This window comes from Sphingomonas sp. SORGH_AS_0870, from assembly GCF_031453175.1.
Classification (GTDB): Bacteria; Pseudomonadota; Alphaproteobacteria; order Sphingomonadales; family Sphingomonadaceae; genus Sphingomonas.
In genome coordinates, this window is sequence record NZ_JAVIYW010000002.1 from 2,566,956 (window position 1) to 2,591,965 (window position 25,010).

The window sequence follows — 25,010 nt, forward strand, 5'->3', positions numbered from 1 at the left end:
CGCGGCGCCATTAGAGGGGCGGGCCGAGAGGTCCGCCTCTTTTTCATTCCCTTCACGAGACCGGCCGATGCCCGATCATGCCCGATCCCAGAACCCCGCCGTTCAGGCGCAACTCGACCGGCTCTGGTCGCTGTCGCCGGGGGCGGACATATTGGGGCTGGAACGGATCACGACGTTGCTCGCCCGGCTGGGGGATCCACAGCATCATCTGCCGCCGGTCTTCCATGTCGCCGGGACCAACGGCAAGGGATCGACCTGTGCCTTTCTGCGTGCCGCGATCGAGACGTCGGGACAGGCGGTGCATGTCTATTCCAGCCCGCATCTGGTTCGCTTCAACGAGCGTATCCGGCTTGGCGGGCGGCTGATCGACGACACCGCGCTGGCATCCGTGCTGGACGAGGTGCTCGACCATGCCGAGGGGATCGGCGCGAGCTTCTTCGAGGTGACGACCGCTGCCGCCTTTCTGTGCTTTGCGCGGACCCCGGCGGCGGCGACCATCGTCGAGGTGGGCCTGGGCGGACGGCTCGACGCGACCAACATCCTGCCGCCCCCCGCCATATGCGGGATCGCGGCGCTGGGGATCGATCATGAGGCCTTTCTCGGCAGCAGCCTGACCGGCATCGCCCGCGAAAAGGCCGGGATCGCCAAGGCGGGCACCCCGCTGGTGACGATGGACTATGCCCGGCCGTTGCGACAGGCGATCGCGGAGGTCGCCGAGGCTGCGGGCGCACCGATGCTGGCGCGTGGTGAGGCCTGGTTCAGCCGATCCGATGGCAAGGCCATTCTCTACGAGGACCGGCAGGGCACGATCGCCCTCCCCCGCCCCTGCCTGTCGGGCCCGCACCAGTCGCGCAATCTGGCCTTGGCGGTGGCCATGGCGCGGCATCAGGCGGCGGTGACGATCCCCGATAGCGCGCTCCAGGCCGCAGCGACGCAGGCGTACTGGCCCGCTCGGATGCAGAGGCTGTCATCCGGCCCGCTGACGCAGGCGTTGCCCGAGGGAAGCGAATGCTGGCTGGACGGCGCGCACAACCCCTCTGCCGCGACGCCGGTGGCGAGAACGATGGCCGGGTGGAAGGCGCAAGGGCCTTCCGCGCTGGTGCTGGGCATGCTGGCCAACAAGGATGCCGGGCCCGTCCTGCATAGGCTGGGCGCGATGGTGGACCTGGTCGTGACCGTGCCGGTGCCGCATCATGCCTGCCACGCGCCCGAGGACCTGGCCGAGCAAGCGCGCCGCCAGGGTCTGTCGGCCGAAGCAGCCACCGATCCGGCCGATGCCTTGGTCCGGATCGCCGGGCATTTCGACCGCCCCGCCAGGGTTCTGATCGCCGGATCGCTCTATCTGGCGGGGCAGGTGCTGGAAGCGAATGACGAGGTGCCGCAATGATGCGACGAACCGATAACGCATCACGCTTTATTTGCGATTGACTATCAATAGCGCCGGTTTAGCATGAGCGGGCAAATACGGAGTCCCGCCCGATGGCCGAAACCACCACGCTCGCCACTGCCCTTCCCCATATGCTCCCGGCCTGCCCCCATGCCCGGATCGCGTTGTTCGCGATCCGTCGGATGGGTGCGCACGGGCTGGCCGATGCCCGGGCCGCGCATACCCTGTTCACCGTCTTCGGGCAGGATTTTCGCCGCCCGCTTATCCTGATGCGGACGCTGATGGCCGATCTCGCGGCGCATGCCTCGGGCCAGATTGCGATCGCGCCGTGCTGCTGCGGGCGGATGACGGCGGCGGAGGCGGCCTTGCTCACCGTCCTGGCGCAGATGGAGGTGGCGCCCGAAAAGGCGCGCTTCCTGATGAGCGATCTGCTCGGCGCCCGGCGGATCGACGGGGTCCTTGCCAGCGCGGCGGCGGTCAGCGCCGCCTTCGCCGATGAGGGGCGGCCGATCAGCCTTTGACGGCTACGTCGGCGCGGGTGTCGCCTTCCCCCTCGACGCCCGCGCTGCCGATCGATCGGTCGATCATCCCCGACCGCGCCATCCAGCCGAACAGGACGACCCCGGGCAAGGCGACGACGGTGGTCAGCAGGTAGAAATCCACATAACCGAACCGCTCGACCAGCGCCCCCGCCGTCGTTCCGCTCAGGATACGCCCCAGCACACTGGTCGCGGCCGAGATCAGCGCATATTGCGCGGCGGTGAAACGCAGATCGGTCAGGGCCGAAAAATAGGCGACCAGCGTGACGCCGCCGATCCCGCTCGCGAAATTCTCGAACCCGATCGCACCCGCCATGCCCAGATTGCTATGCCCCGCCGCCGCCAGCCCGGCGAAGGACAGGTTGGACACCGCCATCAGCACCAGGCTGATCATCACCGATCGCTTCATGCCCAGCCGGGCATAGAGAATGCCGCCGACGAACACGCCGACCAGCAGCGCCCAGAAACCGACCCCGACGTCGTAAAAGGCGATCTCGTCCTTGGAAAAGCCCAGATCGTTGAACAGCAGCCGGAAGGTCAGATTGGCCAGCGTGTCCCCGATCTTGTGGACCAGGATGAAGGCCAGCACGAGAATCGCACCCTGCCGACGAAAAAACTCGGCAAAGGGGCCGACCACCGCGCGCACGATCCCCTCGGCCGGGCGGCGCGCGGTGATTTCGGCATGCCGCGCGGGCTCGCCCATGATCAGCGCGGTGAGCAGCGCGGGCAGCGCGAAGGCGCAGCTGACGATATAGGCGATGCTCCACCCCGCCCGTGCCGCGATCACCAGCGACAGAGAGGCGACCAGCGCCGATCCGATCCGCCAGCCATATTGCCCCATGCCCGCGCCGACGCCCAGCTGGCGCGGCTCCAGCAATTCGATGCGATAGGCGTCGATCACGATGTCGAAGGTCGCACCGGCAATGCCCAGCGCGATCGCGGCCATAGCGGTCTGCGCCAACGAGACGCGGGGGTCCGAAAGCCCCAGTCCGACAGCCGCCGCACAGACGAGCGCGGCGACGACGAACAGCCAGGATACGCGTTGGCCCAGACGGTGCAAGACGGGGATTTTCAATCCCTCAACGATCCAGGCCCACAGCCATTTGAGATTATAGGCCAGGATGACGAGCGCGAAGGCGGTGACGCTCTTCTTCTCGATCCCCGCCTCGGCCAGACGGCTCGCCAGGGTCGCATTGATCATGGTCAGCGGAAAGGCGGAGGATATGCCGAGCGCCAGTGCGGCGAGCGGCGCCGGTTCGATATAGGGTCGTACCGCATCCACCCAACGCCCACTCGCCATACCCGATCCGTTTCGCCTCGACTGCAAAGCGCGGACCGTAGAGGGCTTGGCCGATGGGGGCAATGTCGCCGGTGACGGCGGCGTCAGGCGCCCGCAAACAAGCGGAAGCCCGCGGGCAGACGGCTCGGCGGCTTGCCGGTCCGGCGCTCCTCGATGACCGTGATCGCACCCAGCAGCTCGCGCGGACCATAGGGCTTCATGAGGATGCCCTCGGCCAGTCCGTCCGCCTCGTCGGGGGGCGTTCCGGTCAGGAACAGCACGGGTATGCCCCGCGCCCGCGCCGCGCGCGCCACGTCGAGTCCGCTGCCGTCGGCCAGCCTGACATCGGCCAGAACGAGGTCGATAGGCGTGTCGCCCTCGATCAGCGTCACCGCCTTGCTGGCCCGGTCGACGGTCGCGACGACCTCGTAATCGGCGTCGGTCAGGACATGTTCGGTGTCAAACGCGACCAGCGGCTCGTCTTCGACCACCAACAGCTTGGTCAGCTGTCGCTTCTTTCGCCCGAAGAGTCTCATCCCGTATCGGCCCGTCTTTCTTGCCCGCTCTTGCGCCTAACGCATTGTCGGGGGAAACGACGCAAATATTTTCCTTTGCGCGACACCCTATGTATCAGCGTGGATCATGACACCAGAACAACGTATCGCCAAGCTGCTGGCCCGGGCCGGGGTCGCCTCGCGCCGGGAAGTCGAGCGGATGATCGCCGAGGGTCGGATCGCGCTGAACGGCACGACGATCGACACGCCCGCGACGCTGCTTTCCTCGCTCGACGGAGTGACGGTCGACGGCCAACCGGTCGCCGCGCCCGAACCCACGCGGCTGTTCCTCTACAACAAGCCCAACGGCCTGTTGGTGACCGAACGCGATCCCGCCGGGCGGCCGACCATCTATGACCGTTTGCCCGCCGGGCTGCCGCGCCTCGTGCCGGTCGGGCGGCTCGACCTCAATACCGAGGGGCTGCTGCTGCTGACCACCGATGGCGGGTTCAAGCGCCAGCTGGAACTGCCCGCGACCGGGGTGGAGCGGACCTATCGCGCGCGCGCCTATGGCGACATCACCCAGGCGCAGCTCGAGGATCTGATCCACGGGATCGAAATCGACGGCATCCGCTATGGCCAGATCGACGCCAATCTGGAGCGTCGCACGGGCGCCAATGTCTGGATCGAGATGACCTTGCGCGAGGGCAAGAATCGCGAGGTCCGGCGCGTCCTCGAACATCTGGGCCTTCAGGTCAGCCGCCTGATCCGCCTGCGCTATGGCCCCTTCGTCCTGGACGATCTGCCGGTCGGCGAGATCGGCGAGGTCAAGGGCGCGCAGATCGTCGAGTTCCGCAAGACCCTTCTGGGCGGCATCCCCGCCGATGCCGTCCGCCCGACGCCCCGCGCCGGTTTCCGCACGCCGCCCACGAATGCCAAACCGGAACGCCCGGCCCGTCCCGAGGCAAGGCGCACGGCGGACCAGGATGCCACGCCCCGGCGCGACGCCAAGCCTCGCGCTTCAACACCGTTCGGCGAGCGCGCGCGTCCCGGTGCGCCACGCTCCGGCGACCGGCAGGAGCGTTCCTTCCGCCCGCGATCCGAAAATGCGCCGTCAGGACGGGGGCCGCGTGACGAGCGTCCTGCCCGTGGCGAACGGCCGTCCGGGGGGGAGCGTCCCTTTCGCGCCCGGACGGATGCCGGACCGAGCGGGCGCGGCGTTCGCGAGGATCGGCCTGCACGGGGCGCCGAGCGCCCCTTCCGTTCGCGGCCGGATGCCGGACCCACGGGACGCGGCGCTCGTGACGAAAGACCCGCGCGTGGCGGCGAACGCCCCTCCGGGGGGGATCGTTCTTTCCGGGCGCGGTCCGACGCGGCGCCCTCGGGCGGTGATCGGCCATCGCGGGGGCCGCGACCGCCCGCACCATCGGGCGGCAGACGCCCCTTTGGCGGTGGGCGTAACGGACGGCCCGGTCGTCCGGGAGGAAATCGCTGATGCGCGTCATTGCCGGAGAGTGGCGGGGCCGCCCGCTGGTCGCGCCCAAGGGTGACGTCACGCGCCCAACCGCCGATCGCACGCGCGAAGCCCTGTTCTCGATGCTCGCGGCGCGGTTGGGCGATTTCGAGGGACTGGCGGTCGGCGACTTCTTCGCCGGATCGGGCGCGCTGGGGATCGAGGCGCTATCGCGCGGCGCGGCGTCGTGCCTGTTCGTCGAGCAGGATCGCGGGGCGCTGGACGCGCTACGCGCCAATCTCGCCAAGCTGGGGGCGACGGGCGATGTCCGGGCGACCTCTGTGCTGGCGCTGGGCCCCGCGCGCCAGCCGCTCGATCTGATCCTGATGGATCCGCCTTATGGCACCGGCGCGGGCGTCGTGGCGCTCGACAAGCTGACCCGGCTGGGTTGGGTGGCGGCGGGCACCTGGATCAGTATCGAGACGGCCAAGCAGGAAGAAATCGACCTGCCGGGCTTCATCGTCGACGCCTCGCGCGTCCATGGCAAGGCGCGGCTGACCCTGTTGCGTCAGGGCTGAGCCAGGCTCCGCCCCCGCATCAACGTCAGCCCGGCGAGGCTGAGCAGGCCCGCGGCGACCAGATAGCCGCCGACCCAGTTCAGCCCGCCGCGCTCGGTCAGCGCCTGTGCCGCGATCGGCGCCAGCGCACCGCCGATGATCCCGCCCAGATTGAAGGTCATCGAGACGCCGGTATAGCGCACCCCCGCCGGGAACAGCGCGGGGAGCCAGCCGCCCAGCGGACCATAGGCGAACCCCATCACGAACAGCGCCGCTGCCAGCCAGACGAAGACGATGGCCAGCGATCCCGATCCCAGCATCGGCCCCATTGCGACGCCGACCAGCGCACATCCGGCAAAGCCCAGCGCCAGCATCATGGACGCGCCACGGCGATCGGCCATCACGCTCGACACCACGACGCCCAGCGCCAGGAACAGGATCGCGACGAGCTGGACGCCCAGGAACGCCTCACGCGGATAGCCAAGGGCGCTGGTGCCATAGCCCAGCGCGAAGGCGGTCGCGAGGTAGAAGATGGCGAAACAGGCGATCACCCCGCCCGTCCCCGCCAGCAGCGCACGACCATGCCCCTGCAACAACGTCGCGATCGGCACGCGCGGCAGGGCTTCGGTCCGCTTGGCCTCGGCGAAATCCGGTGTCTCCGTCAGCCGCAGGCGGACCCACAGGCCGAGCATCACCAGCACCGCACTGGCCAGGAACGGCAGTCGCCACCCCCAGGCGCGGAATTGCACATCGGTCAGGACGAGACCCAGGAGCAGGAAAAAGCCGTTCGCCAGGATGAAGCCGACCGGCGCGCCAAGCGGAGGAAACATGCCCCAGGTGTTGCGACGCCCCGGCGGCGCATTCTCCACCGCCAGCAGCGCCGCTCCACCCCATTCGCCGCCCAGCCCCAGCCCCTGTCCCAGTCGCGCGATGCACAACAGCAACGGGGCGATCCAGCCCGCCTGCGCATAGGTCGGCAGGAAGGCGATGGCGACGGTCGATCCGCCCATCAGCATCAGGCTGACCACCAGCGTCGACTTTCGCCCGACCCGGTCGCCGAAGTGACCAAAGGCGATCGCGCCAACCGGCCGCGCGACGAAGGCGAGCCCGAAGCTGGCATAGGACAACAGCAATTGCGCCGCCGCCGAGGAGGCGGGGAAGAAGAGCGGCCCGAACACCAGCGCCGCCGCCGTTGCATAGATATAGAAATCGTAGAACTCGACCGCCGTCCCGGTCAGACTGGCCAGCAGGATATGGCGGTGCGAAGGTGTCGAGGCACGGGTCATCCGCCCGCTGTGGCAGAAGCCAAATGCCGCCGTAAAGACCTATAAGCTGCGACCCGGCAGGCCGGATCAGCCCGCGAGCACCTCGGTCAGCTTCAGCAGCAGCCAGTAAAGCGTGCCCGACAGCAGCATCGCGACCGGCAGGGTCATGATCCAGGCGAGCGCCATGTTGCGGATCGTCCGCGCCTGCAGCCCGGCGCCATTGGCGACCGAGGCACCGGCGACGCCGGAGGACAGGATATGCGTGGTCGACACCGGCCGCCCCAGCTGGTCGGCGAGCAGGATCGTCGCCGCCGTCATCAGCTCGGCCGCCGCCCCCATGCCATAGGTCAGATGCGTCTTGCCGATCCGCTCGCCGACCGTGACCACGATCCGCCGCCAGCCGACCATCGTCCCCAGGCCCAGCGCCAGGGCGACCGTGATCTTCACCCAGAGCGGGATATAGCGGGTGCCGCGCTCCAGCTGCTTGGCATAGCCGTTGAGCGACTCGATCTGACCGGCGGTGAAACGGCTCTTGGCGCCTTCGTCCTTGGTCACCATCCGGGTGGTATCGAGAACCAGATACATATCGTTGCGCAGATTGGGAACGATCGCTGCGGGTACGCGGCTGAGCGTGCCGTAATCGGCGATCCGCTCGCCAATGTCGTGCGACAGAACCGACAGGCCCTCATAGACCTGCGGCGTATCGATCGCCTTGGCGCGCACGCCATCGACGACGGCGGCGCGGGCCTGGTCCAGCGGGACCACATGGCCGGTGCCGTGCGCGGCATAGGCGGCGGAGGCGATGTCGGCGCTGCGGACAAAGGCGGGCATCGCACTTTCGGGCAGCGTCCGGTTGAGCGCATAGGCGGTGGGCGCGCAGCCGATCAGGATCAGCATGATCAGCCCCATCCCCTTCTGCCCGTCATTGCCGCCATGCGCGAAGCTGACCGCCGTGCAGGTGAAGATCAGCAGCGCCCGGATGCCGCGCGGCGGGGGCGTATCGCCCTCGGGTTCGCGATACAGGCGGTCGTCGCGGAAAAAACGCTTCATGACGAGGAGCAGCATCAGCGCACCGGCAAAGCCGATCAGCGGACTGAACAGCAGCGCGGACAGCACTTTCCGCACCTGCTCCATGTCGACGCCCGATGTGCCCGGGATGCTGGACAGAAGCTGGTTGGCGAGGCCGACTCCCAGGATCGACCCGATCAGCGCGTGGCTGGACGAATTGGGCAGCCCCACCGCCCAGGTCGCCAGATTCCAGATCACCGCCGCCAGCAGCAGCGCGAAGATCATCGCGAACCCGCCCGCCGATCCGACATGCAGCATCAGATCGATCGGCAGCAGGGTGATGATGGAATAGGCGACCGCGCCGGTGGAGGTGACGACGCCGAGGAAGTTGAAGAAACCCGACCATATGACGGCCACCGGCGCGGGAAGCGAATGGGTATAGATCACCGTCGCCACCGCATTGGCGGTATCGTGGAAGCCGTTGACGAACTCGAAGCCCAGCGCGATCAGCAGAGCGAGGCCCAGAAAGGCGAAGACACCGACCGCCATCGGCTCGCCGACCCGTGCCGTATCGCTCAGGATGCTGACCCCCGCATAGGCCAGGCCACCGACGATCAGCGCGAGGAAAATCCACCGCCCTGACGGATGCAGCGACGCATCGAGCTTCGGTCCACGAATGCGAGATTCGGATTCCCCGCCGGCAAGCGCATAAGGTGTCATGATGAACGTCCGTTGCGCCACGGAGGTGACGTTTTTATGACGCCGGGCCCGTAAGCCGTGGCGAATGCCATGCCGGGATGCGGCGGGACGCCCTCGTGCGACGTCCCGCCCTATCCCGGACAGGCCCTTATCGCGTGCTGGCCAGCATGACGGGGGCGGCGAGCAGCGTGGCGACCTTCACGGCGGCGTCGGCCTGCATCTCGGCGCGACACCGGGTCACGCCTTCGTTCTGCGCCAGATCATTGGTGATGGGTCCGCATACGATCGCCGCCGCGCGACGAATGCGGGCGTCGAGCATCGCCCGGTGATCGGGTCGATGGAGATCGAGATCGGCGTGACGGACCTTGATGCTGACCGGTTCGCGGATCTGCGCCTGGACGGAGGTACCGGATAGGAAAAACGAGGTCGCAAGGGCGACGGCAAAGATCTTGCTCATGGGAAGCTCCTGCATGGGGTCGTGCCCGTCACGGCGGCGTCGGTGTTTCCACCCCGTCGCTCGTCGGCACGCACCGCCCCTAGGCCGCCCGCATGTCGGTTTCGGGTCGGGCGTGGGACGCCCGTGTGACAGATCCCGCTATGACACAGCATCGCCATCGAACGGCCGAAGGTTGCCCCGGCGGCCAACGTTCCCTAACTGTTCGCGATGACCGTCGCTCCCTCCGCCGATCCCGCCCGGATTTCCACCGGACAAATGGCCGATTACCCCTATCTGCGCACGCTGAACCCGGCACAGCGTGAGGCGGTGCTGACCACCGATGGCCCGGTCCTGGTGCTGGCGGGCGCGGGCACGGGCAAGACGGCGGCGTTGACCGCGCGGCTGGCGCATCTGCTCTACACCCGCAAGGCCTGGCCTTCCGAAATCCTGTCCGTCACCTTCACCAACAAGGCCGCACGCGAGATGCGGGAACGCGTCGGGCGGCTGGTCGGCGATGCCGTCGAAGGGATGCCATGGCTGGGCACATTCCATGCCATCGGTGCCAAGATGCTGCGCCGCCATGCCGAGTTGGTCGGGCTCCAGTCGAACTTCACCATCCTCGACACCGACGACCAGCTCCGCCTGCTCAAGCAGCTGATCGTCGCGGCCGATATTGACGAGAAGCGCTTCCCGGCACGGGCGCTCGGCGGGCTGATCGACGAGTGGAAGAACAAGGGGCTGGTCCCCGGCGATATCGATGCGGGCGAGGCCGAACGCTATGCCAATGGCCGCGGGGCCGAGCTGTATCGCCAGTATCAGGACCGGCTGCGCAGCGTGAACGCCTGCGACTTCGGCGATCTTCTACTCCACATGCTGACCATCCTGAAGACGCATCGCGATGTGCTGGAGCATTATCAGCAGCGTTTCCGCTACATCATGGTCGACGAATATCAGGACACCAACAGCGTCCAGTATCTCTGGCTGCGGCTGCTCGCGCAGGCACGCAAGAATATCGCGTGCGTCGGCGACGACGACCAGTCCATCTATTCCTGGCGCGGCGCGCAGGTGGAGAATATCCTGCGCTTCGAGCGGGACTTCCCCGGTGCCAAGGTCATCCGGCTGGAACAGAATTACCGTTCGACCCCGCATATCCTGGGGGCGGCGTCGGGCGTGATCGCCAATAATGGCGGGCGGCTGGGCAAGACGCTGTGGACCGAACTCGACGTGGGCGAAAAGGTCCGGGTGCTGGGCGTCTGGGACGGTCCCGAAGAGGCCCGCCGCGTCGGCGAGGAGATCGAGGCGGCGCGGCGATCCGGCACCTCCTATGGCGACATTGCGATCCTGGTCCGCGCCTCGCACCAGACGCGCGAGTTCGAGGATCGCTTCATCGCGATCGGCCTGCCGTACCGGATCGTCGGCGGCTTCCGCTTCTACGAGCGCGCCGAAATCCGCGATGCGCTGGCCTATCTGCGGGTGGTCAACCAGCCATCGGACGATCTGGCGTTCGAGCGGATCGTCAACGTTCCCAAGCGCGGGCTGGGCGACAAGGCGCTGGCCAAGATCCACCAATTGGCGCGGGCCGAGGGCCTGCCGCTGACCCTGGCGTCGGCGCGTATCCTCGACACCGACGAACTGACCCCGCAGGCGCGGCGGAGCCTTGGCAATCTGATCGGCGACATCGCCCGGTGGCGCGACATGGCCCGCGACCTGCCGCACCCCGAACTTGCCCGACAGCTGCTGGACGAGAGCGGCTATACCGCCATGTACCAGAACGAGAAGTCGGCGGAGGCGGCCGGGCGGCTGGAGAACCTGTCCGAACTCGTCCGCGCGATGGAGGATTACGAGTCGCTCGGCGCGTTTCTGGAGCATGTGTCGCTGGTCATGGAACGCGACGGCGACCAGCGCGAGCCCGAGGTGACGATCATGACGATCCACGCCGCCAAGGGGCTGGAGTTCGACACCGTCTTCCTCGCGGGCTGGGAGGAAGGGCTGTTCCCCTCGCAGCGGGCGATCGATGAAGGCGGCACGCGCAGCCTGGAGGAGGAACGGCGCCTCGCCTATGTCGCGATCACCCGCGCGCGGCGCAAGGCGGTGATCCTGCATGCAGCCAACCGCCGCATCTATGGCCAATGGACCTCCAGCCTGCCGAGCCGCTTCGTCGGCGAACTGCCGCCCGAGCATATCGACAGCGAGACGAGCATGACCGGCGGCGAAAGTCTGTGGCGCGCCAACTGGTCCGAACATGCCGACCCCTTCGCCAATGTGGCGCGGGGGACGGGGCGCGGGCCGGGCTGGCAGCGAGCGGCGACCAGCCAGAGCGCGACGCCGACGCGCCCCGCGCGGATCGTCGAGTCGCGCGCACCCTCGGTCGGGCTGGGGCAAAAGGGGCGCGACGACCTGGGCGTGGGCGACCGGGTCTTCCACCAGAAATTCGGATATGGGGCGATCGCCGCGATCGAGGGCAACAAGCTGGAGATCGATTTCGAACAGGCGGGGCGTAAGCGGGTGATGGACAGCTTCGTCACCAAAAGCGTCGCCTGATCCGGGCGTCGTTCAGGAACCATATCGATTCGTAGCCGTATCGGTCGCATCGCCCGATTGTCCGGGCGTTGGAGGATAACCGATGGGCTTTCGCCGCTTGGCCACCGTCGCGATCACGACGGCCGTCACCCTGACTGCCATTCCCGCCACGGCACAGACCGCCGCCGACGATGCGCGCTTCCGCGCGGCACAGGCGCGGTTCGACCGGGAATATCAGATCTACCGTCAGGAGGCCGAGCTGTATCTGTCGCGGCGCGAACGTGGCGGATATGACGACGGCTATGACCGCCCTGCCCCGCCGCCGTCCGGCGGTCCCGGTGGCTATCGTGTTGCACCGTCGATCCCGGCGGATGGCTATGCCAATGGCGAACCCTATTACGACCCGGTCGGCGATTATCGGGACGGCCCGCAATATCGCGAGCGCGTGCTGCAACCGCAGGATCGTGTCTATGCGGGCACCGATGGCCGTTATTATTGCCGTCGGTCGGACGGCACGACCGGCCTGATCATCGGCGGCGCGGCGGGCGGCATATTGGGCAATCTGGTCGGCGGGCGAAGCAGCACGATCGCGACGCTGCTGGGCGCGGCGGGTGGTGCGCTGGCCGGGCGGTCGATCGAGCAGAACCAGGTCCGCTGCCGCTGATCCGACATTTGGGGGCGGTCGGGGAACACCCGCCCGCCCGAGATTTCAGCGATGCCCGATCAGGCGGGATCGACCATCATCAGGGCGCAGTTCCTGTATTTCTCCGCATCCCGCTCGAACAGCGCGCTGGCGGGGAAGCGGCGCGGGGTCAGGCGCAGCGAGCCCAAGCCCGCCAGCTTGAACGTCCCCATCTTTTCCTCGCGCGGCGGCTTGCCGTCCCGCTCGACGGTCGTGGCATCGACGTACAGCTCGTCATGCCGCGTGTAGATCACATGGGGCGCCAACACCACTTCGCCGCGATTATACATGGCGGACACCGCCTGCATCTTCACAATGGCTTCGAAGATGATCGCAGGAGCGCCCGCCGCCGGCTCAGCCGGACGGCGCTCGGTCGTCGTCATATCGGTCATGCCCTGCATTTGCCCGTCCTGCCGCAACGCAGCAAGAGCAATTACGCCGCAATCGCCCATCGATAAATGGCGCGAGCGAACGGCATGCGCTCGCGCCCCCTGGTTCACTTCGCCGGGCCCATCAGTTTCTGGGCGAAATAGACCATCTGCTGGGCATTCAGCCGGGCGCCCTGCGCGATGTCGGCGTCGCCCGAATGGCCACCCGCCATATCCTCGTAGAAGAGATAGGGGATGCCATATTCACCCAGCCGCGCCGCGAACTTGCGGGCATGTTGCGGCCCGACCCGATCGTCCTTGGTGGTCGTCCAGATATAGGGCTCGGGATAGGCGACGCCTTTGCGGATATTGGCATAGGGCGAGATCTTGCGCAGGAACGCGGCCTCTTCGGGCACGTCGATCGAGCCATATTCGTCCTTCCACGAATCACCCGCCGCGATCTTTTGATAGCGGACCATGTCGAGCAGCGGGACCTGGATCGTCACCGCCTTCCACAGCTCGGGATGCTGGGTCAGTTCGACCCCCATCAGCAGGCCGCCGTTCGAGCCGCCATAGATGCCCAGCTTCTGCGGGCTGGTGATATGCCGGGCGAACAGGTCCTTGGCGACCGAGGCGAAGTCGTCATAGATGATCTGCCGCTTGGTCTTGCGGCCCGCGTCATGCCATTTCGGCCCGAACTCGCCGCCGCCCCGGATATTGGCGAGCACGAACGCCCCGCCGCGCTCGGTCCAGATCTTGCCGGTCGACCCCAGATAATAGGGCAGCCGCGCAATCTCGAATCCACCATAGGCGGTCATCAGCGTCGGCGTGGTGCCGTCCAGCTTCGCGCCCTTGGGCAGGACGACGAAATAGGGGATCTTGGTGCCGTCGGTCGACACCGCCTCATATTGATGGACCGTCGCGCCGGTCGCGTCGAACCGGGCGGGCAGCGTCTTGAGCACCTGCGGCGCGGACGGTTTCGCCGCATCGAAGCGCGACAGGACGGTCGGGGTCGTGAAGCCCGAGGTCGACAGATAGACGATGTCCGACCGGTCGCTCGTGCTGGCCACGTCGACGGTCATATTGTCGGGCACTTGCACCGCCGAGGACGCCCAGCCGGTGGCGGTGGGGGCAAAGACGCTCGCCCGGCCCCGGACATTGTCGATATAGGTGATGACCACGCGGTCCTTCGTGGTCGACACGCCCTCCACCGCCTGGCGGTCGGTCGGGGTGAACAGCGCGCGCGGGGTGATCCTGCCCGCCTCCAGCTCGGACAGCGGCGCCCAGACGACCGAACCGGCCGGGAACGAGCCCCATGCGTCGCTGGTCTGGAAGATCACGCGGCCATCGACCATCCCGGCGGGGAAGGCGCGCGCGGGCATGGCGATCGCCTTGGCCCCGCCCTGCGGCGTCCAGAACAGCTTGTCGCCGCCGAAAAAGGTTCGCCGCCGCTCGATCACGACCGCGCGGTGGCCCTGGGCATCGGTCAGCACACCCGCATAGGTGCCCAGCTCGTCCGACGGCTCGCCCCGGAAGATCTCAGTCGCCTGTGACAGCGGCTGTCCGCGCCGGACCATCTTCACGACGAAGGGATAGCTCGACTTGGTCAGGGTCCCCTGCCCCCAGTCTCGGCTGACCAGCAGCGTGTCCTTGTCTAGCCATGCCGCGCCCTGCTTGGAGGTCGACAGGCGGAAACCATCGGGTACGAAGCCACCGGTCGCCATGTCGAACTCGCGATACTCGATCGCATCCTCGCCTCCCTCCGACAGCGCGACCAAGCAGAACCTTTCCTCGGGGCTGAGGCAGCTGACGCCCTTCCACACCCATTTCTTGCCCTCGGCCTTGCTCAGCGCATCCAGGTCGAGCAGGGTCGTCCAGCGGGGATTGGCGGTGGCGTAGTCGGCCTCGGTCGTCCAGCGCCACAGCCCCTGGGGGTGATCGGTGTCGCGCCAGAAATTGACGATGCGGCCATACATCTGGCCCGGCATCGGAATGCGATCCTTCGCCGAGGCGATAGCCAGCGCCTGCTGGTAGAAGGTCTGATAGCGCGGATCATTCTGCAACCGGGGCAGTGTCTTGGCATTTTCGGCCTCGACCCAGGACAGCGCCTTGGCGCCATCCTTGTCCTCCAGCCAGATATAGGGGTCATTCTCCGTCATCGTGCTCATCTGGGCCATCGCCGGGGCCCCCGCAACCTGTGTCGCCAGCATCGATCCGGCCAGCATCCACCGCCATCCCCGCATTCGTCATGCTCCATATCCTGAATGGGGGCGAATGTGACTTCATCACCCGCCGCTGGCAATGCGTCATGTCCCGAAAAATCGCACGCGGCCCACATCGCAGTGATGGCGGCATGGCGACGGAACGGTGGCTCGGGCGGCCCGTTCCCCCTTCCGCTTACCACAAGAACGTCAAGGAGTTGGCGATGCCTTATGTGAAGACGCGTGACGGGACCGACATCTATGTCAAGGACTGGGGCGAAGGCCGTCCGGTCGTCCTCATCCATGGCTGGCCGCTGTCGGCCGATATGTGGGACAAGCAGATGATGGGGCTGGCCGAAGCCGGTTTCCGCGCCATCGCCTATGATCGGCGCGGCTTTGGCCGTTCGGGCCAGCCCTGGTCGGGTTACAACTATGACACGCTGTCGGACGATCTGGCCGATGTGCTGGAGGCGACGGGCGCGCAGGACGCCGCGCTGATCGGCTTTTCGATGGGTGGCGGCGAGGTGGCCCGCTATATGAGCCGCCACGACGGCAAGGGCGTGATCGCGGCCGGGCTGATCGCTTCGGTCGTTCCCTATATGCCCAAGACCGACGACAATCCGCAGGGCACCGACCAGTCGGTGTTCGACCAGATCGCCCAGGGCCTGCGCGACGACCGCGCGCATTTCCTGCGCCATACTTTCTTCAAGCAGTTTTTCGGCGTGGGCTATATCTCCAGCCCGGTCAGCGACGAAGTGCTCGACTGGGCGACCGGCGTTGCGATGCAGGCGGGGTTGAAGCCCACGCTGGCCTGTGCCGAGGCCTTCAGCCAGACCGATTTCCGGCCCGACCTGCCCGCCTTCCGCGTGCCAACATTGGTCGTCCATGGCACCGGCGACCAGACCGTGCCGATCGATCCGGCGGGCCGCGCGGCGGCGGCGGGTATATCCGGGTCGCAACTGGTCGAATATGACGGCGCACCGCACGGGCTCAACGTCACCCATGCCGATCGCCTGACCGGCGACCTGCTGACCTTCCTGGGTCGATAATGGAAAAGGGCGGCCCCCGACGGGGTCGCCCTTATTTCAACGGGACGATCACCTCGTCCGGATGCGCGACGTTCAGTTCCTTGCGCACCATCTCATCGACCATGTCGGGATTGGCGTGGTCAGGATCGAGCAGCGCGACACGGTTCTTCAGGATGGTCCGCCGCTTGTCGAGCGCGGCATAATCCTGTTCGCGCTTCACCAACTGCCGCTGATACTCGCCATAAGCGAGCAGACCGTTGCGCCCCAGCACCGCATAGGCACCGAAGAACGCAACGATCGTCAACCCGAGCGCGGGCAAGGCAGCCCGCCGCATGGTCCGCATGAAAGGCGTCGACTTGGTCACAGCGGCCATAATTGTATCGACGCCCTTCGATTTCAAGCGCGGATCAGAATATCGCGACCGGCATAGCGCGCCGAGTCGCCCAGCTCTTCCTCGATCCGGATCAGCTGGTTGTACTTGGCGAGCCGGTCCGAACGCGCAAGGCTGCCCGTCTTGATCTGGCCGCAGTTGGTCGCGACCGCCAGGTCGGCGATGGTCGCGTCCTCGGTCTCGCCGGAACGGTGCGACATGACGGCGGTGTAGCGCGAACGCTGCGCCAGCGACACGGCCTCCAGCGTCTCGGTCAGCGTGCCGATCTGGTTGACCTTCACCAGCAGCGAGTTGGCATAGCCGCCTTCGATGCCCTTCTTCAGACGCTTCGGGTTGGTGACGAACAGATCGTCGCCAACCAGCTGCACCTTGTCGCCGATCAGGTCGGTCAGCGCCTTCCAGCCTTCCCAATCGTCCTCGGCCATGCCGTCCTCGATCGACAGGATCGGGTACTGTCGGGTCAGGTTCGCCAGATACTCGGCCATCTCATGGCTCGACAGGATCTTGCCCTCGCCCGAGATATTGTACTTGCCGTCCTTGAAGAACTCGGTCGCGGCGCAGTCGAGCGCGATCATCACGTCGTCGCCCGGCTTGTACCCGGCCTTCTCGACCGAGGCCATGATGAAGTCGAGCGCTTCGGTGGTCGATGCGATGTTGGGGGCGAAACCGCCCTCGTCGCCCACGCCGGTGGCTAGGCCCTTTTCGTGCAGCGCCTTCTTCAGCGTGTGGAAGATTTCCGAGCCGCAGCGGACCGCCTCCACGATGTTCGCCGCGCCGACCGGCATGATCATGAATTCCTGGAAGTCGATCGGATTGTCGGCATGCTCGCCGCCATTGATGATGTTCATCATCGGCACCGGCAGCAGGTGCGCCGAGACGCCACCGACATATTTGTAGAGCGGCAGGCCCCGTGCCTCAGCCGCCGCCTTGGCCACCGCCAGGCTGACGCCCAGGATCGCGTTGGCGCCCAGGCGCCCCTTGTTCTCGGTGCCGTCCAGCTCGATCATGGCGCGGTCCAGATCGGCCTGGTCCTCGGCGTCCATGCCCAGGATCGCGTCGGTGATCTCGTCATTGACCGCCTCGACCGCCGCCTCGACGCCCTTGCCCATCCAGCGGCTCTTGTCGCCGTCACGGCGTTCGACCGCCTCATGCGCGCCGGTCGACGCGCCCGAGGGCACGGCAGCGCGGCCGAAGCTGCCGTCTTCGAGCAGAACGTCCACCTCGACCGTGGGATTGCCGCGGCTGTCCAGGATCTGGCGCCCGTGGATGTCGATGATTGCGGTCACGTAACGATGCTCCTACATCAGCCTTGAAGGTCTCGGCGGCGCTCTATCGCGTGACACGACGAAGGGCAATTGCGGGAAAAGCATGGAACCGTGCTTCCGTCACCGGGGTTAGAACGCAAATCGCCCGGTGATCCGGGCCTTGGAGAAAGGATTTTCCTATGGTCGACACCGACGGCACATTGCCGACGACGCAGAGCACCACTCCCAATTTCGCGGGCAACGCGGGCGTAGCGCCCGAAGTGGCTCCGTTCGCCAGCGAGGCGGAGGCGCATGACAAGCCCAAGGCGGGACTGGCGGATGCCAAGCAGTCGGTCAAGGAAGGCGCCACCAAGGTGCAGCAGCAGGCGGTAGACAAGGTCTATGCGCTGGCGGGCGACGGCAAGGCCAAGGCGGGATCGGCACTCGATCAGGTCGCGCAGCTGCTCAACGATGCGGCCGGTCAGGTCGATGAGAAGCTGGGCAGCCAATATGGGCAATATGCCCGTTCGGCGGCCGACAGCGTGACCTCGCTGTCCGGCGCGATCAAGGACAAGGACGTCGAGGAACTGCTCGACGACGCCCGCGCCTTCGTCGCGAAGAGCCCGGCGGTTGCGATCGGCATTGCGGCGGCACTGGGCTTCGTGTTGGCGCGCGTGGTACAGTCGGGTATCGAAACCCGCGAGCCGGGTGACGCCACGGCGTGACCCGGGCGGCTGCTCCCCTATCGGCGCGGGTGCCCGAGCCCGAGACGCTGACCTCGCTGGTGTCGCAGCTGGTCGATGACGGTCGCTCGTTCATCGCGGCGGAGATCGATCTGGCCAAGGCGAAAGCCAGCGACAAGGTCGGCCGTTATCGCAGCGCGGCGATCTTCTTCGGTGCGGCGGCGGTCCTCGGGCTTGCGGCGCTGGTCGCGCTGCTCGTCGGGCTGATCCTGTCGCTGACGCCGTTGGTCGGCCCCTTTGGCGCGACGCTGATCGTCGTCGGCCTGGTCGTCATCATTGCAGGCGTGTTGGCGATGATCGGCAAGAGCCGCTTGGCGGGAGGTGCGGCATGACTGTTGCCGAGGCCGAATTGCGGGCCGCCGAAGCGCGCGAGCGGCTGAACAAGACCGCCTCGCGCATCCAGGCGCGACTGGAGCCGCAGGCCTTGGCTGCGCAGGCGCGGGACGCGGGCCGGACCGCCGCCAAATGCGGTCTGGAAGGCGCGAAGAACAATCCCGGCGCGGTGGCGGGCGGCGTCGCCGTCATCGGGCTGCTGCTTAATCGTCGGCGGATCGCACGCCTCTTCAAGCGCAAGCGCTGATTTGGTTTTCCGGCGGATGCGCCCGTCGGCACCGTAGTTCAGAAGGATGATCGCAATGACCACCGAAATCCCTACCGATCAGCAGAATAGCCGGCTTCGCGAGACGCTGGACCATGGTCGCGAGACCGCGTCGCATGCCTATCACGATGCCAAGGACAAGGCTGGCGAGATCGCGCAGAAGACCGCGCGCACCATCGAGGGCAATCCGCTGGGCATTCTGGTCGGCGGCCTTGCGGTCGGCGCGCTCGCCGGGGCGCTGATCCCGCGTTCGCCGCGTGAAAAGCAGCTGCTGGCGCCGGTCGGCAAGAAGTTGGGCGAAACCATTCGCCAAGCCACCCAGGCGGCGCGCGAGACCGGCCTTCGCGAACTGGAGGAAGCCGGGCTGACGAAGGACGCAGCGAAGGACCGTGCCAAGTCGCTGTTCGACGATGTCGTTAAGGCGGCGAGCAATGCCGGATCGGCGGCGGCCAAGGCGGCGGCGAACAAGTCGGCCTGACCCCGCCCACAGCCCTTGACCGAATGACAGCGCGCCGGACCCATAACATGGGTTACGGCGCGCTTTTCATGCGGAAGCGAAGCGGACGACCACACCACCTTGTCGCCGGGGATTGCGGTTTATAGGGATGGGATCTCCTCGATCAGAACGGGATTTCCGCTTGCGCATTCTGCCCCTTGCCGCCTTGCTCGCTGCCGCCACCCTGCCTGTTCCCTTCGCCATCGCGGCCGCTCAGGCGCTGCCCCCGACGCCCGCCCAGCCCGGCGAGGGCAAAGAGGATGCCCGGCTCAAGCAGCTTTTCCATGACAGCGACGAAGCCAGCCTGGCGCGCAATCCGATCAGCGGTCTTTTCCGGGGCGACATACGCCGCGCCGACCGGATCGGCGACTTCTATTCGGACGCCTATATCCAGGCCGAACGGCAGGCAGCGGAAAGCGACCTGAAGCGGCTTGGCCAAATCGACCGTGCCCGGCTGACCGCGACCAACCAGATCGCCTATGAGGTCTTTCGACAGCAGACCGAAACCACGCTCAAGGGCTATGACCCCGCGATCGTCGCGCTGACCATCGTGCGGCCGATGGATCATTTCTACGGCATCCAGACCTTCTATCCCGAATTCGCCTCGGGCCAGGGCGCGGCGCCGTTCAATACGGTGGCGGACTATGAGAACAACCTGAAGCGCAACGTCGAATATGCGCGGCTGCTCGACGAAGCCATCGGCCGCTTTCGGCAGGGCATGGCTAGCGGCGTGGTTCAGCCCAAGCTCGTCGTTCGCAACATGATCGCGCAGTTCGACAATCTGCTCGCCGGGCCGGTCGAGCAATCGACCTTCTACGGTCCGGTCCGTCAGTTTCCCGCAAGCGTTCCGGCGGCGGATCAGGCGCGGCTCAAGGCCGCCTATGCCACGCAGATCCGCGACGTCATCCTCCCCGCCGAGCGGCGGATGCGGGCCTTTCTCGCCGATACCTATCTGCCCGCCGCGCGCGACAGCATCGGCCTGTCGGGAATGCCGGGCGGCGACCGGCTCTATGCCTATCTGATCGAGCAGAATACCACCCTGCCGCTCAAGGCCGAGGATGTGCACCAGCTCGGCCTGTCCGAGGTCGCACGCATCCTGAAGGCGATGGAGGTGCAGAAGCAGGCGGTCGGCTTCAAGGGTAGCCTGGCCGATTTCTTCACCTTCCTGCGCACCGACACGCGGTTCCAGCCCCAGTCGGCGGCACAGCTGCGCGAAGGCTATGAGGCGATCGGTCGCCGCATCGACGCCCGCGTCCGCGAGCAATTCTCGCTGATCCCCAAGACGCCGCTCGAAATCCGCCCCGTGCCCGCCTTCAAGGAGAAGACCGATGCGGGCGGCTCTTACCAGGGGGGCACGCCCGACGGGACGCGGCCGGGTGTCTTCTATTACAACACCTATGACCTGCCCTCGCGCTATATGTGGGAGATGGAGACGCTCTATCTCCATGAAGCGGTGCCGGGGCATCATTTCCAGATCAGCCTTGCACAAGAGAATGCGGCCCTGCCCGCCTTCATGCGCTTCGGCGGTAACACCGCCTATGCGGAAGGCTGGGCGCTCTATGCCGAGACGCTGTGGCCCGAACTGGGGATGGAAACCGATCCCTATCAGCGCATGGGCGGCCTGAGCGACGAGATGCTGCGCGCGATGCGGCTGGTGGTCGATACCGGCATCCATGCCAAGGGGTGGAGCCGCGACCAGGCGATTGCCTATATGCTGGCCAATTCGCCGATGGCGCGGACCGATGCCACCGCCGAGGTCGAACGCTATATCGCCATTCCGGGCCAGGCGCTGGCCTATAAGATCGGACAGATCACGATCAGCCGCGCCAAGGCTAAGGCCAAGGCGGAACTCGGCGTGAAGTTCGATCCCCGGCGTTTCCATGCGGTGGTGCTGGACACCGGCGCTCTGCCGATGCCGGTGCTGGAGAAGAAGATCGACGACTGGATCGCGGCGGAAAAGCGCCGGGGTTGATCGACCGGGGGAGCGGCACATGGTCGCTCCCCCGGCACCGCGTCAGGGAACGTGACGCTTTTCGAGTTTGCGCGCGAGCGTCCGGCGGTGCATCCCCAGCCGCCGCGCGGTTTCCGAGATGTTGAAGTTGGTATCGGCCAGCGTCTCGTTGATCCGTTCCCATTCCAGCGTCTTGATCGAGCTGGGCCGATCGGTGATCGCGGTCGTGGCATCGCCGCTCGCCTTGTGGAAGGCCGCCTCGATATCATCGGTGTTGGACGGCTTGGCGAGATAGTGGCACGCCCCCAGCTTGATCGCCTCGACCGCCGTGGCGATGCTGGCAAAGCCGGTCAGCACGACGATCAGCATTTCGGGATCATGCGCATGGAGGGTCTGGACGCATGCCAGACCTGAAGCCTGGCCCAGCTTGAGGTCGACCACGGCATAGCGCGGCGTCATCTCCGCCAGTGTGGCGACGAGCATGTCGGGCGTTCCCGCCACCCGCACCTGATAGCCGCGCCGCTCGAACGAACGTTGCAGCGTGCGCGCGAAAGTCTCGTCATCCTCGACAATTATCAGCGATCGTTCGCCGTCCATCACATGTCCCGATCCGAAAAGCCTATCATGCTGAGAGGTAGGGTCAGCGTCACCGTCGCGCCACCTTCGACGCGGTTGATCGCCTCGACCCGGCCGCCCAGCTTGCGAACCACGCTGGAGGCGAGGAACAGCCCGACGCCATGCCCCTCGCCCTTGGTCGATTGCTGCGGTCGTCCGAACTGCGCCAGCGTGGCGGCGGTGAAGCCGGGGCCACGATCGGAGACACGCACCGCCACCACCCCGCCCTCGCGCACGACGCTCAGCCCCACCCAGTGCGGCGAGGCCTCTGCGGCATTGTCCAGCACGTTCCACACCGCCTGCTTGATCGCCGGGTCGGACACGATCGGCGCATCGTCGTCGATCGAGCGATAGTCGAGCGGGATCTGGCCATGACTGCGCCGCCATTCGCCGACGATCGCGTCGATGAAGCTGCCCACCTCGGACAGCTCTGCGGCCTCCCCGCGCGGTTCGCCCGCCGATTGCAGGATGCTGGTGACGATCGCCTTGCACCGCTGCACCTCGGCCTGCATCTCGGCGATCTCGCCCATCAGCTCGGCGTCGTCGCGCAGCTTGGGGACGCGGCGCCAGTCGCTCAGGATCACCGAGAGGCTGGCCAGCGGGGTGCCCAGTTCATGCGCCGCCCCCGAGGCGAGCAGGCCCATGCGCACGATATGCTCCTCCTCCGACGCCTGTTGGCGCAGATCGGCGAGCCGTGCGGCGCTGCGCCGCAGATTGCGGCTGATCCGGGTCACGAAGAGGATCAGCAGCCCGGCGACGATCGCAAAGCTCAGCCAGTTGCCCAGCGTGTGGAGCCCGGCAATGTCGCCGAACAGCCAGGACGGAAAGGCCAGCGGGCGGTGATGCAGCGACAACAGGCCGAAGCACAGCCCCGTGATCCCGGCCAGCGCCCAGGCGGACCAGGTCTCCAGCAAGACCGCCCCGAGCACCACTTGGATTAGATAAAGCGAGATGAAGGGATTGGTCGCCCCGCCCGACAGGAACAGCTGAAGCGTCAGCGTACCGACATCGAACATCAGCGCGAACAACAATTCGGTGTTGGTGATCCGGTGGAAGCGAAGGCGCAGATGGCTGAGCAGGTTGATCCCCACCGCCATGGCTAGCACGCCCATCATCGCCGCCACGGGCAGTTGCACGCCCATGATGCGGTTGACAACCAGGATCGTCACCAGCTGCCCCACCACCGCCATCCAGCGCAGATGGATCAGCTGGCGCATGTTCGCGGTGCCCGCCGTCGCGTCGGGCTCGCGCGGACGGACGGTGAACGGCAGGAAGGGCGGCGCGCCCGGCGTCACTCGGAACTCCCGTCCCGACCGCCCCGCCAGAGGATCACAAGCCCAACGCCCGTCAGGATCGCCAGACCGAACCAGGTCAGCGCATAGGACAGATGGCTGTTGCGGAAGGTGACGACGGTCAGGCCGCCGACCGGATAGCCGCCCGGATTGGCCGTGGCGTCGGCATCGATGAAATAAGGGGCGACAGGGCCGAGGCGCTTGGCGGCGGCAATGGCGGAGACGTCGCGTGAGTACCAGCGATCCTGCACGGGATCGTTGGAGCGCAGGAAGCCCCCTTTGGGCTCGGTCATCCGGATCAGGCCGGTCACCGAAACCGGACCAGAGGGACGATCGTGAACGGCGCGCCTTTCGGCCGGAACGAAGCCGCGATTGACCAACACGGTAAATTGCGGGCCGACCAGCGGAGTCATCACCCAATAGCCGGGACCGCGCTCGGTCACCGCCTGGACGAAGGTTTCGCGATCGTTGCGGAAGACACCGCGTGCCGTCACGCGGCGATAGGTGTCGTCTTCATCGGCGACGGGCGGAGCCGCCACCGGGGAGGCATGGAGCCGCGCCTCGACACGGGCGATCAGGTCCAGCTTCCAGACCCGGCGCTGCAACTGCCAGACGCCGAGGGAGACGAAGCCCGCGATCAGGGCGATCCCGATCGCGGACAGGATCGCCAGCCCCAGCGGCGAGCGGCCCCGCCGCTCACCGCTCGTGCCGGCGGCCGTCATTACATGCCACCGCCCATCTGGGCGGCCATGTCGGGCATCATATTGGTGTTCATGTGATACATGACCCAGATCGATCCGCTCAGCGTGATGACGACCAGCACGGCGGTAAACACCAGCGCCATCATCGTCCAGCCACCCTCCGACTTGGTGTTCATGTGGAGGAAGTAGATCATGTGGACGACGATCTGGACGAAGGCCAAGCCCATGATGACGAGCGCGGTCGTCTGGGTATCGCCCAGCGCGCCGGTCATCACTGCCCAGAACGGGATGGCCGTCAGGATGACCGACAGCACGAACCCGATCATATAGCCCTTCATCGAGCCGTGACCGTGCGTATCGCCATGCGCGTGGAGGTCGTGGTCCAGATTGGCGTGATCGCCATGACCATGCGGAGGATGAGCGCTCAACGGAGAACTCCCAGCAGATAGACAAAGGTGAAGACGCCGATCCAGACGACGTCCAGGAAGTGCCAGAACATCGACAGGCACATCAGGCGCCGCTTGTTCGCCTCGATCAGGCCGAAGCGGCCGACCTGCACCATCAGCGTGACCAGCCAGATCGAACCGAAGGTGACGTGCAGACCGTGCGTGCCGACCAGCGTGAAGAAGGACGACAGGAAGGCCGAACGCTGCGGACCCGCGCCCTCATGGATGAGGTTGGCGAATTCGTAGAGCTCGATCGACAGGAAGGCGAGACCGAACAGGCCGGTGATGCCCAGCCAGATCAGCGTGTGCGACTTCTGGTTCTTCTCCATCGCGATCATGGCGAAGCCATAGGTGATCGACGACAGCAGCAGCATCGAGGTGTTGAGCGCGACCAGCGGGAGTTCGAAAATCTCCCGCGGGGTCGGCCCGCCCGCATAGCTGGTGCCCAGCACGCCATAGGTGGCGAACAGGATGGCGAAGATGAGGCAGTCGCTCATCAGGTACATCCAGAAGCCGATGGCCGTCGAGCCACCGGATTCGTGATGATGATCCTCGTCCTCGACCAGATAATAGGTCGGGTTCTTCGCCGGATCGGCGCTCAGAACATCGGTCGACAT

The 25,010-nt window shown here is 66.6% G+C and carries 26 protein-coding genes; 12 read left to right on the forward strand and 14 right to left on the reverse strand.

What is annotated here, in order from left to right; translation table 11 throughout:
• Positions 1-67 precede the first annotated feature (67 nt).
• Positions 68-1,387 (forward strand): folylpolyglutamate synthase/dihydrofolate synthase family protein, encoded by a 1,320-nt coding sequence (locus QE363_RS11980; RefSeq protein WP_309695509.1) that lies wholly within the window; start codon positions 68-70, stop codon positions 1,385-1,387.
• Between the two features lie 92 nt (positions 1,388-1,479).
• Entirely contained in the window at positions 1,480-1,908 is a 429-nt protein-coding gene (locus QE363_RS11985; protein ID WP_307098835.1) for a DUF6628 family protein, read from the forward strand.
• On the opposite strand, the gene QE363_RS11990 is transcribed toward QE363_RS11985, so the two are convergent.
• Both QE363_RS11990 and QE363_RS11995 read right to left on the reverse strand, forming a co-directional pair.
• Complete coding sequence (locus QE363_RS11990; RefSeq protein WP_309695511.1) at positions 1,898-3,226, reverse strand: AmpG family muropeptide MFS transporter; 1,329 nt, start codon at positions 3,224-3,226, stop codon at positions 1,898-1,900. The two genes, QE363_RS11985 and QE363_RS11990, sit on opposite strands and share 11 nt — an antisense overlap.
• Before the next feature lie 83 nt (positions 3,227-3,309).
• The gene (locus tag QE363_RS11995) at positions 3,310-3,741 is read right to left on the reverse strand and encodes a response regulator (protein WP_309695513.1); all 432 of its coding nucleotides are present in this window, start codon (positions 3,739-3,741) and stop codon (positions 3,310-3,312) included.
• Positions 3,742-3,847: 106 nt separating this feature from the next.
• Between QE363_RS11995 and QE363_RS12000 the strand changes: the two genes are divergently transcribed.
• Both QE363_RS12000 and rsmD read left to right on the forward strand, forming a co-directional pair.
• A complete protein-coding gene (locus QE363_RS12000; RefSeq protein ID WP_309695515.1) occupies positions 3,848-5,194 on the forward strand; it encodes a pseudouridine synthase in 1,347 nt (448 codons plus the stop codon).
• Complete coding sequence (gene rsmD / locus QE363_RS12005; protein ID WP_309695517.1) at positions 5,194-5,730, forward strand: 16S rRNA (guanine(966)-N(2))-methyltransferase RsmD; 537 nt, start codon at positions 5,194-5,196, stop codon at positions 5,728-5,730. The genes QE363_RS12000 and rsmD overlap by 1 nt, the downstream gene beginning before the upstream one ends.
• On the opposite strand, the gene QE363_RS12010 is transcribed toward rsmD, so the two are convergent.
• From QE363_RS12010 to QE363_RS12020, 3 genes are all read right to left on the reverse strand, one after another.
• A complete protein-coding gene (locus QE363_RS12010; protein ID WP_309695519.1) occupies positions 5,721-6,995 on the reverse strand; it encodes an MFS transporter in 1,275 nt (424 codons plus the stop codon). The two genes, rsmD and QE363_RS12010, sit on opposite strands and share 10 nt — an antisense overlap.
• 66 nt (positions 6,996-7,061) lie before the next feature.
• Positions 7,062-8,702 (reverse strand): anion permease, encoded by a 1,641-nt coding sequence (locus QE363_RS12015; protein WP_309695521.1) that lies wholly within the window; start codon positions 8,700-8,702, stop codon positions 7,062-7,064.
• Positions 8,703-8,829: 127 nt separating this feature from the next.
• Positions 8,830-9,138 carry a UrcA family protein gene (locus tag QE363_RS12020; protein WP_309695523.1) on the reverse strand — a complete coding sequence of 103 codons (309 nt, stop codon included), beginning with the start codon at positions 9,136-9,138 and terminating at the stop codon, positions 8,830-8,832.
• A gap of 207 nt (positions 9,139-9,345) precedes the next feature.
• Here QE363_RS12020 and QE363_RS12025 point away from each other — a divergent pair, with 207 nt between their 5' ends.
• Both QE363_RS12025 and QE363_RS12030 read left to right on the forward strand, forming a co-directional pair.
• Positions 9,346-11,658, forward strand: a complete 2,313-nt coding sequence (locus tag QE363_RS12025; RefSeq protein WP_309695525.1) for a UvrD-helicase domain-containing protein — start codon at positions 9,346-9,348, stop codon at positions 11,656-11,658.
• An 82-nt stretch (positions 11,659-11,740) separates the two neighbouring features.
• Positions 11,741-12,301, forward strand: coding sequence for a glycine zipper 2TM domain-containing protein (locus QE363_RS12030; RefSeq protein WP_309695527.1), 561 nt, complete (start codon positions 11,741-11,743; stop codon positions 12,299-12,301).
• 59 nt (positions 12,302-12,360) lie between these two features.
• Here QE363_RS12030 and QE363_RS12035 read toward each other — a convergent pair whose 3' ends face one another.
• Complete coding sequence (locus QE363_RS12035; RefSeq protein WP_307098855.1) at positions 12,361-12,720, reverse strand: hypothetical protein; 360 nt, start codon at positions 12,718-12,720, stop codon at positions 12,361-12,363.
• A gap of 95 nt (positions 12,721-12,815) precedes the next feature.
• Positions 12,816-14,930 (reverse strand): prolyl oligopeptidase family serine peptidase, encoded by a 2,115-nt coding sequence (locus tag QE363_RS12040; protein ID WP_309695529.1) that lies wholly within the window; start codon positions 14,928-14,930, stop codon positions 12,816-12,818.
• Positions 14,931-15,112: 182 nt separating this feature from the next.
• Here QE363_RS12040 and QE363_RS12045 point away from each other — a divergent pair, with 182 nt between their 5' ends.
• Positions 15,113-15,937, forward strand: a complete 825-nt coding sequence (locus QE363_RS12045; RefSeq protein ID WP_309695531.1) for an alpha/beta hydrolase — start codon at positions 15,113-15,115, stop codon at positions 15,935-15,937.
• 31 nt (positions 15,938-15,968) lie between these two features.
• Here QE363_RS12045 and QE363_RS12050 read toward each other — a convergent pair whose 3' ends face one another.
• Both QE363_RS12050 and eno read right to left on the reverse strand, forming a co-directional pair.
• The gene (locus QE363_RS12050) at positions 15,969-16,289 is read right to left on the reverse strand and encodes a septum formation initiator family protein (protein WP_307098861.1); all 321 of its coding nucleotides are present in this window, start codon (positions 16,287-16,289) and stop codon (positions 15,969-15,971) included.
• Between the two features lie 23 nt (positions 16,290-16,312).
• Positions 16,313-17,593, reverse strand: coding sequence for a phosphopyruvate hydratase (gene eno / locus QE363_RS12055; RefSeq protein ID WP_309695534.1), 1,281 nt, complete (start codon positions 17,591-17,593; stop codon positions 16,313-16,315).
• Positions 17,594-17,751: 158 nt separating this feature from the next.
• Here eno and QE363_RS12060 point away from each other — a divergent pair, with 158 nt between their 5' ends.
• The 5 genes from QE363_RS12060 to QE363_RS12080 all read left to right on the forward strand — a co-directional run bounded on the left by QE363_RS12060 (position 17,752) and on the right by QE363_RS12080 (position 21,360).
• Positions 17,752-18,276: a hypothetical protein gene (locus tag QE363_RS12060; protein WP_309695536.1), complete on the forward strand. Its 525-nt coding sequence runs from the start codon at positions 17,752-17,754 to the stop codon at positions 18,274-18,276.
• The gene (locus tag QE363_RS12065; protein WP_309695538.1) at positions 18,273-18,626 is read left to right on the forward strand and encodes a phage holin family protein; all 354 of its coding nucleotides are present in this window, start codon (positions 18,273-18,275) and stop codon (positions 18,624-18,626) included. The genes QE363_RS12060 and QE363_RS12065 overlap by 4 nt, the downstream gene beginning before the upstream one ends.
• Positions 18,623-18,874 carry a phosphatase gene (locus tag QE363_RS12070; protein WP_307098869.1) on the forward strand — a complete coding sequence of 84 codons (252 nt, stop codon included), beginning with the start codon at positions 18,623-18,625 and terminating at the stop codon, positions 18,872-18,874. Before QE363_RS12065 ends, QE363_RS12070 begins: the two co-directional genes overlap by 4 nt.
• Positions 18,875-18,929: 55 nt before the next feature.
• On the forward strand, positions 18,930-19,370 hold the full coding sequence (locus tag QE363_RS12075) for a hypothetical protein (protein WP_309695540.1): 441 nt from the start codon (positions 18,930-18,932) through the stop codon (positions 19,368-19,370).
• Between the two features lie 160 nt (positions 19,371-19,530).
• Positions 19,531-21,360 carry a DUF885 domain-containing protein gene (locus tag QE363_RS12080; protein WP_309695542.1) on the forward strand — a complete coding sequence of 610 codons (1,830 nt, stop codon included), beginning with the start codon at positions 19,531-19,533 and terminating at the stop codon, positions 21,358-21,360.
• A gap of 42 nt (positions 21,361-21,402) precedes the next feature.
• On the opposite strand, the gene QE363_RS12085 is transcribed toward QE363_RS12080, so the two are convergent.
• Genes QE363_RS12085 through cyoC form a run of 5 tightly spaced genes read right to left on the reverse strand, consistent with a single transcriptional unit; the run spans position 21,403 to position 25,010 of the window.
• Complete coding sequence (locus tag QE363_RS12085) at positions 21,403-21,936, reverse strand: response regulator transcription factor (protein ID WP_307098875.1); 534 nt, start codon at positions 21,934-21,936, stop codon at positions 21,403-21,405.
• Complete coding sequence (locus tag QE363_RS12090) at positions 21,936-23,249, reverse strand: ATP-binding protein (RefSeq protein ID WP_405053182.1); 1,314 nt, start codon at positions 23,247-23,249, stop codon at positions 21,936-21,938. Before QE363_RS12090 ends, QE363_RS12085 begins: the two co-directional genes overlap by 1 nt.
• Positions 23,246-23,968 (reverse strand): SURF1 family protein, encoded by a 723-nt coding sequence (locus QE363_RS12095; protein ID WP_309695545.1) that lies wholly within the window; start codon positions 23,966-23,968, stop codon positions 23,246-23,248. The genes QE363_RS12090 and QE363_RS12095 overlap by 4 nt, the downstream gene beginning before the upstream one ends.
• Positions 23,968-24,375 carry a cytochrome o ubiquinol oxidase subunit IV gene (cyoD, locus tag QE363_RS12100; protein WP_373424621.1) on the reverse strand — a complete coding sequence of 136 codons (408 nt, stop codon included), beginning with the start codon at positions 24,373-24,375 and terminating at the stop codon, positions 23,968-23,970. Before cyoD ends, QE363_RS12095 begins: the two co-directional genes overlap by 1 nt.
• Positions 24,372-25,010, reverse strand: a complete 639-nt coding sequence (gene cyoC, locus QE363_RS12105) for a cytochrome o ubiquinol oxidase subunit III (protein ID WP_309695547.1) — start codon at positions 25,008-25,010, stop codon at positions 24,372-24,374. Before cyoC ends, cyoD begins: the two co-directional genes overlap by 4 nt.

Bases quoted from the DNA above. Each gene is read 5' to 3' on its own strand.
- QE363_RS12075 (WP_309695540.1), top strand. From the start codon at position 18,930: ATGACCACCGAAATCCCTACCGATCAGCAGAATAGCCGGCTTCGCGAG.
- QE363_RS12035 (WP_307098855.1), bottom strand. From the start codon at position 12,720: ATGCAGGGCATGACCGATATGACGACGACCGAGCGCCGTCCGGCTGAG.
- QE363_RS12015 (WP_309695521.1), bottom strand. From the start codon at position 8,702: ATGACACCTTATGCGCTTGCCGGCGGGGAATCCGAATCTCGCATTCGT.
- QE363_RS12000 (WP_309695515.1), top strand. From the start codon at position 3,848: ATGACACCAGAACAACGTATCGCCAAGCTGCTGGCCCGGGCCGGGGTC.
- QE363_RS12070 (WP_307098869.1), top strand. From the start codon at position 18,623: ATGACTGTTGCCGAGGCCGAATTGCGGGCCGCCGAAGCGCGCGAGCGG.
- QE363_RS12095 (WP_309695545.1), bottom strand. From the start codon at position 23,968: ATGACGGCCGCCGGCACGAGCGGTGAGCGGCGGGGCCGCTCGCCGCTG.
- QE363_RS12010 (WP_309695519.1), bottom strand. From the start codon at position 6,995: ATGACCCGTGCCTCGACACCTTCGCACCGCCATATCCTGCTGGCCAGT.
- QE363_RS12085 (WP_307098875.1), bottom strand. From the start codon at position 21,936: ATGGACGGCGAACGATCGCTGATAATTGTCGAGGATGACGAGACTTTC.
- QE363_RS12040 (WP_309695529.1), bottom strand. From the start codon at position 14,930: ATGCGGGGATGGCGGTGGATGCTGGCCGGATCGATGCTGGCGACACAG.
- QE363_RS12045 (WP_309695531.1), top strand. From the start codon at position 15,113: ATGCCTTATGTGAAGACGCGTGACGGGACCGACATCTATGTCAAGGAC.
- QE363_RS11995 (WP_309695513.1), bottom strand. From the start codon at position 3,741: ATGAGACTCTTCGGGCGAAAGAAGCGACAGCTGACCAAGCTGTTGGTG.
- QE363_RS12025 (WP_309695525.1), top strand. From the start codon at position 9,346: ATGACCGTCGCTCCCTCCGCCGATCCCGCCCGGATTTCCACCGGACAA.
- cyoC (WP_309695547.1), bottom strand. From the start codon at position 25,010: ATGTCGACCGATGTTCTGAGCGCCGATCCGGCGAAGAACCCGACCTAT.
- QE363_RS11990 (WP_309695511.1), bottom strand. From the start codon at position 3,226: ATGGCGAGTGGGCGTTGGGTGGATGCGGTACGACCCTATATCGAACCG.
- QE363_RS12030 (WP_309695527.1), top strand. From the start codon at position 11,741: ATGGGCTTTCGCCGCTTGGCCACCGTCGCGATCACGACGGCCGTCACC.
- QE363_RS12050 (WP_307098861.1), bottom strand. From the start codon at position 16,289: ATGGCCGCTGTGACCAAGTCGACGCCTTTCATGCGGACCATGCGGCGG.
- QE363_RS11985 (WP_307098835.1), top strand. From the start codon at position 1,480: ATGGCCGAAACCACCACGCTCGCCACTGCCCTTCCCCATATGCTCCCG.
- QE363_RS12020 (WP_309695523.1), bottom strand. From the start codon at position 9,138: ATGAGCAAGATCTTTGCCGTCGCCCTTGCGACCTCGTTTTTCCTATCC.
- rsmD (WP_309695517.1), top strand. From the start codon at position 5,194: ATGCGCGTCATTGCCGGAGAGTGGCGGGGCCGCCCGCTGGTCGCGCCC.
- QE363_RS11980 (WP_309695509.1), top strand. From the start codon at position 68: ATGCCCGATCATGCCCGATCCCAGAACCCCGCCGTTCAGGCGCAACTC.
- QE363_RS12060 (WP_309695536.1), top strand. From the start codon at position 17,752: ATGGTCGACACCGACGGCACATTGCCGACGACGCAGAGCACCACTCCC.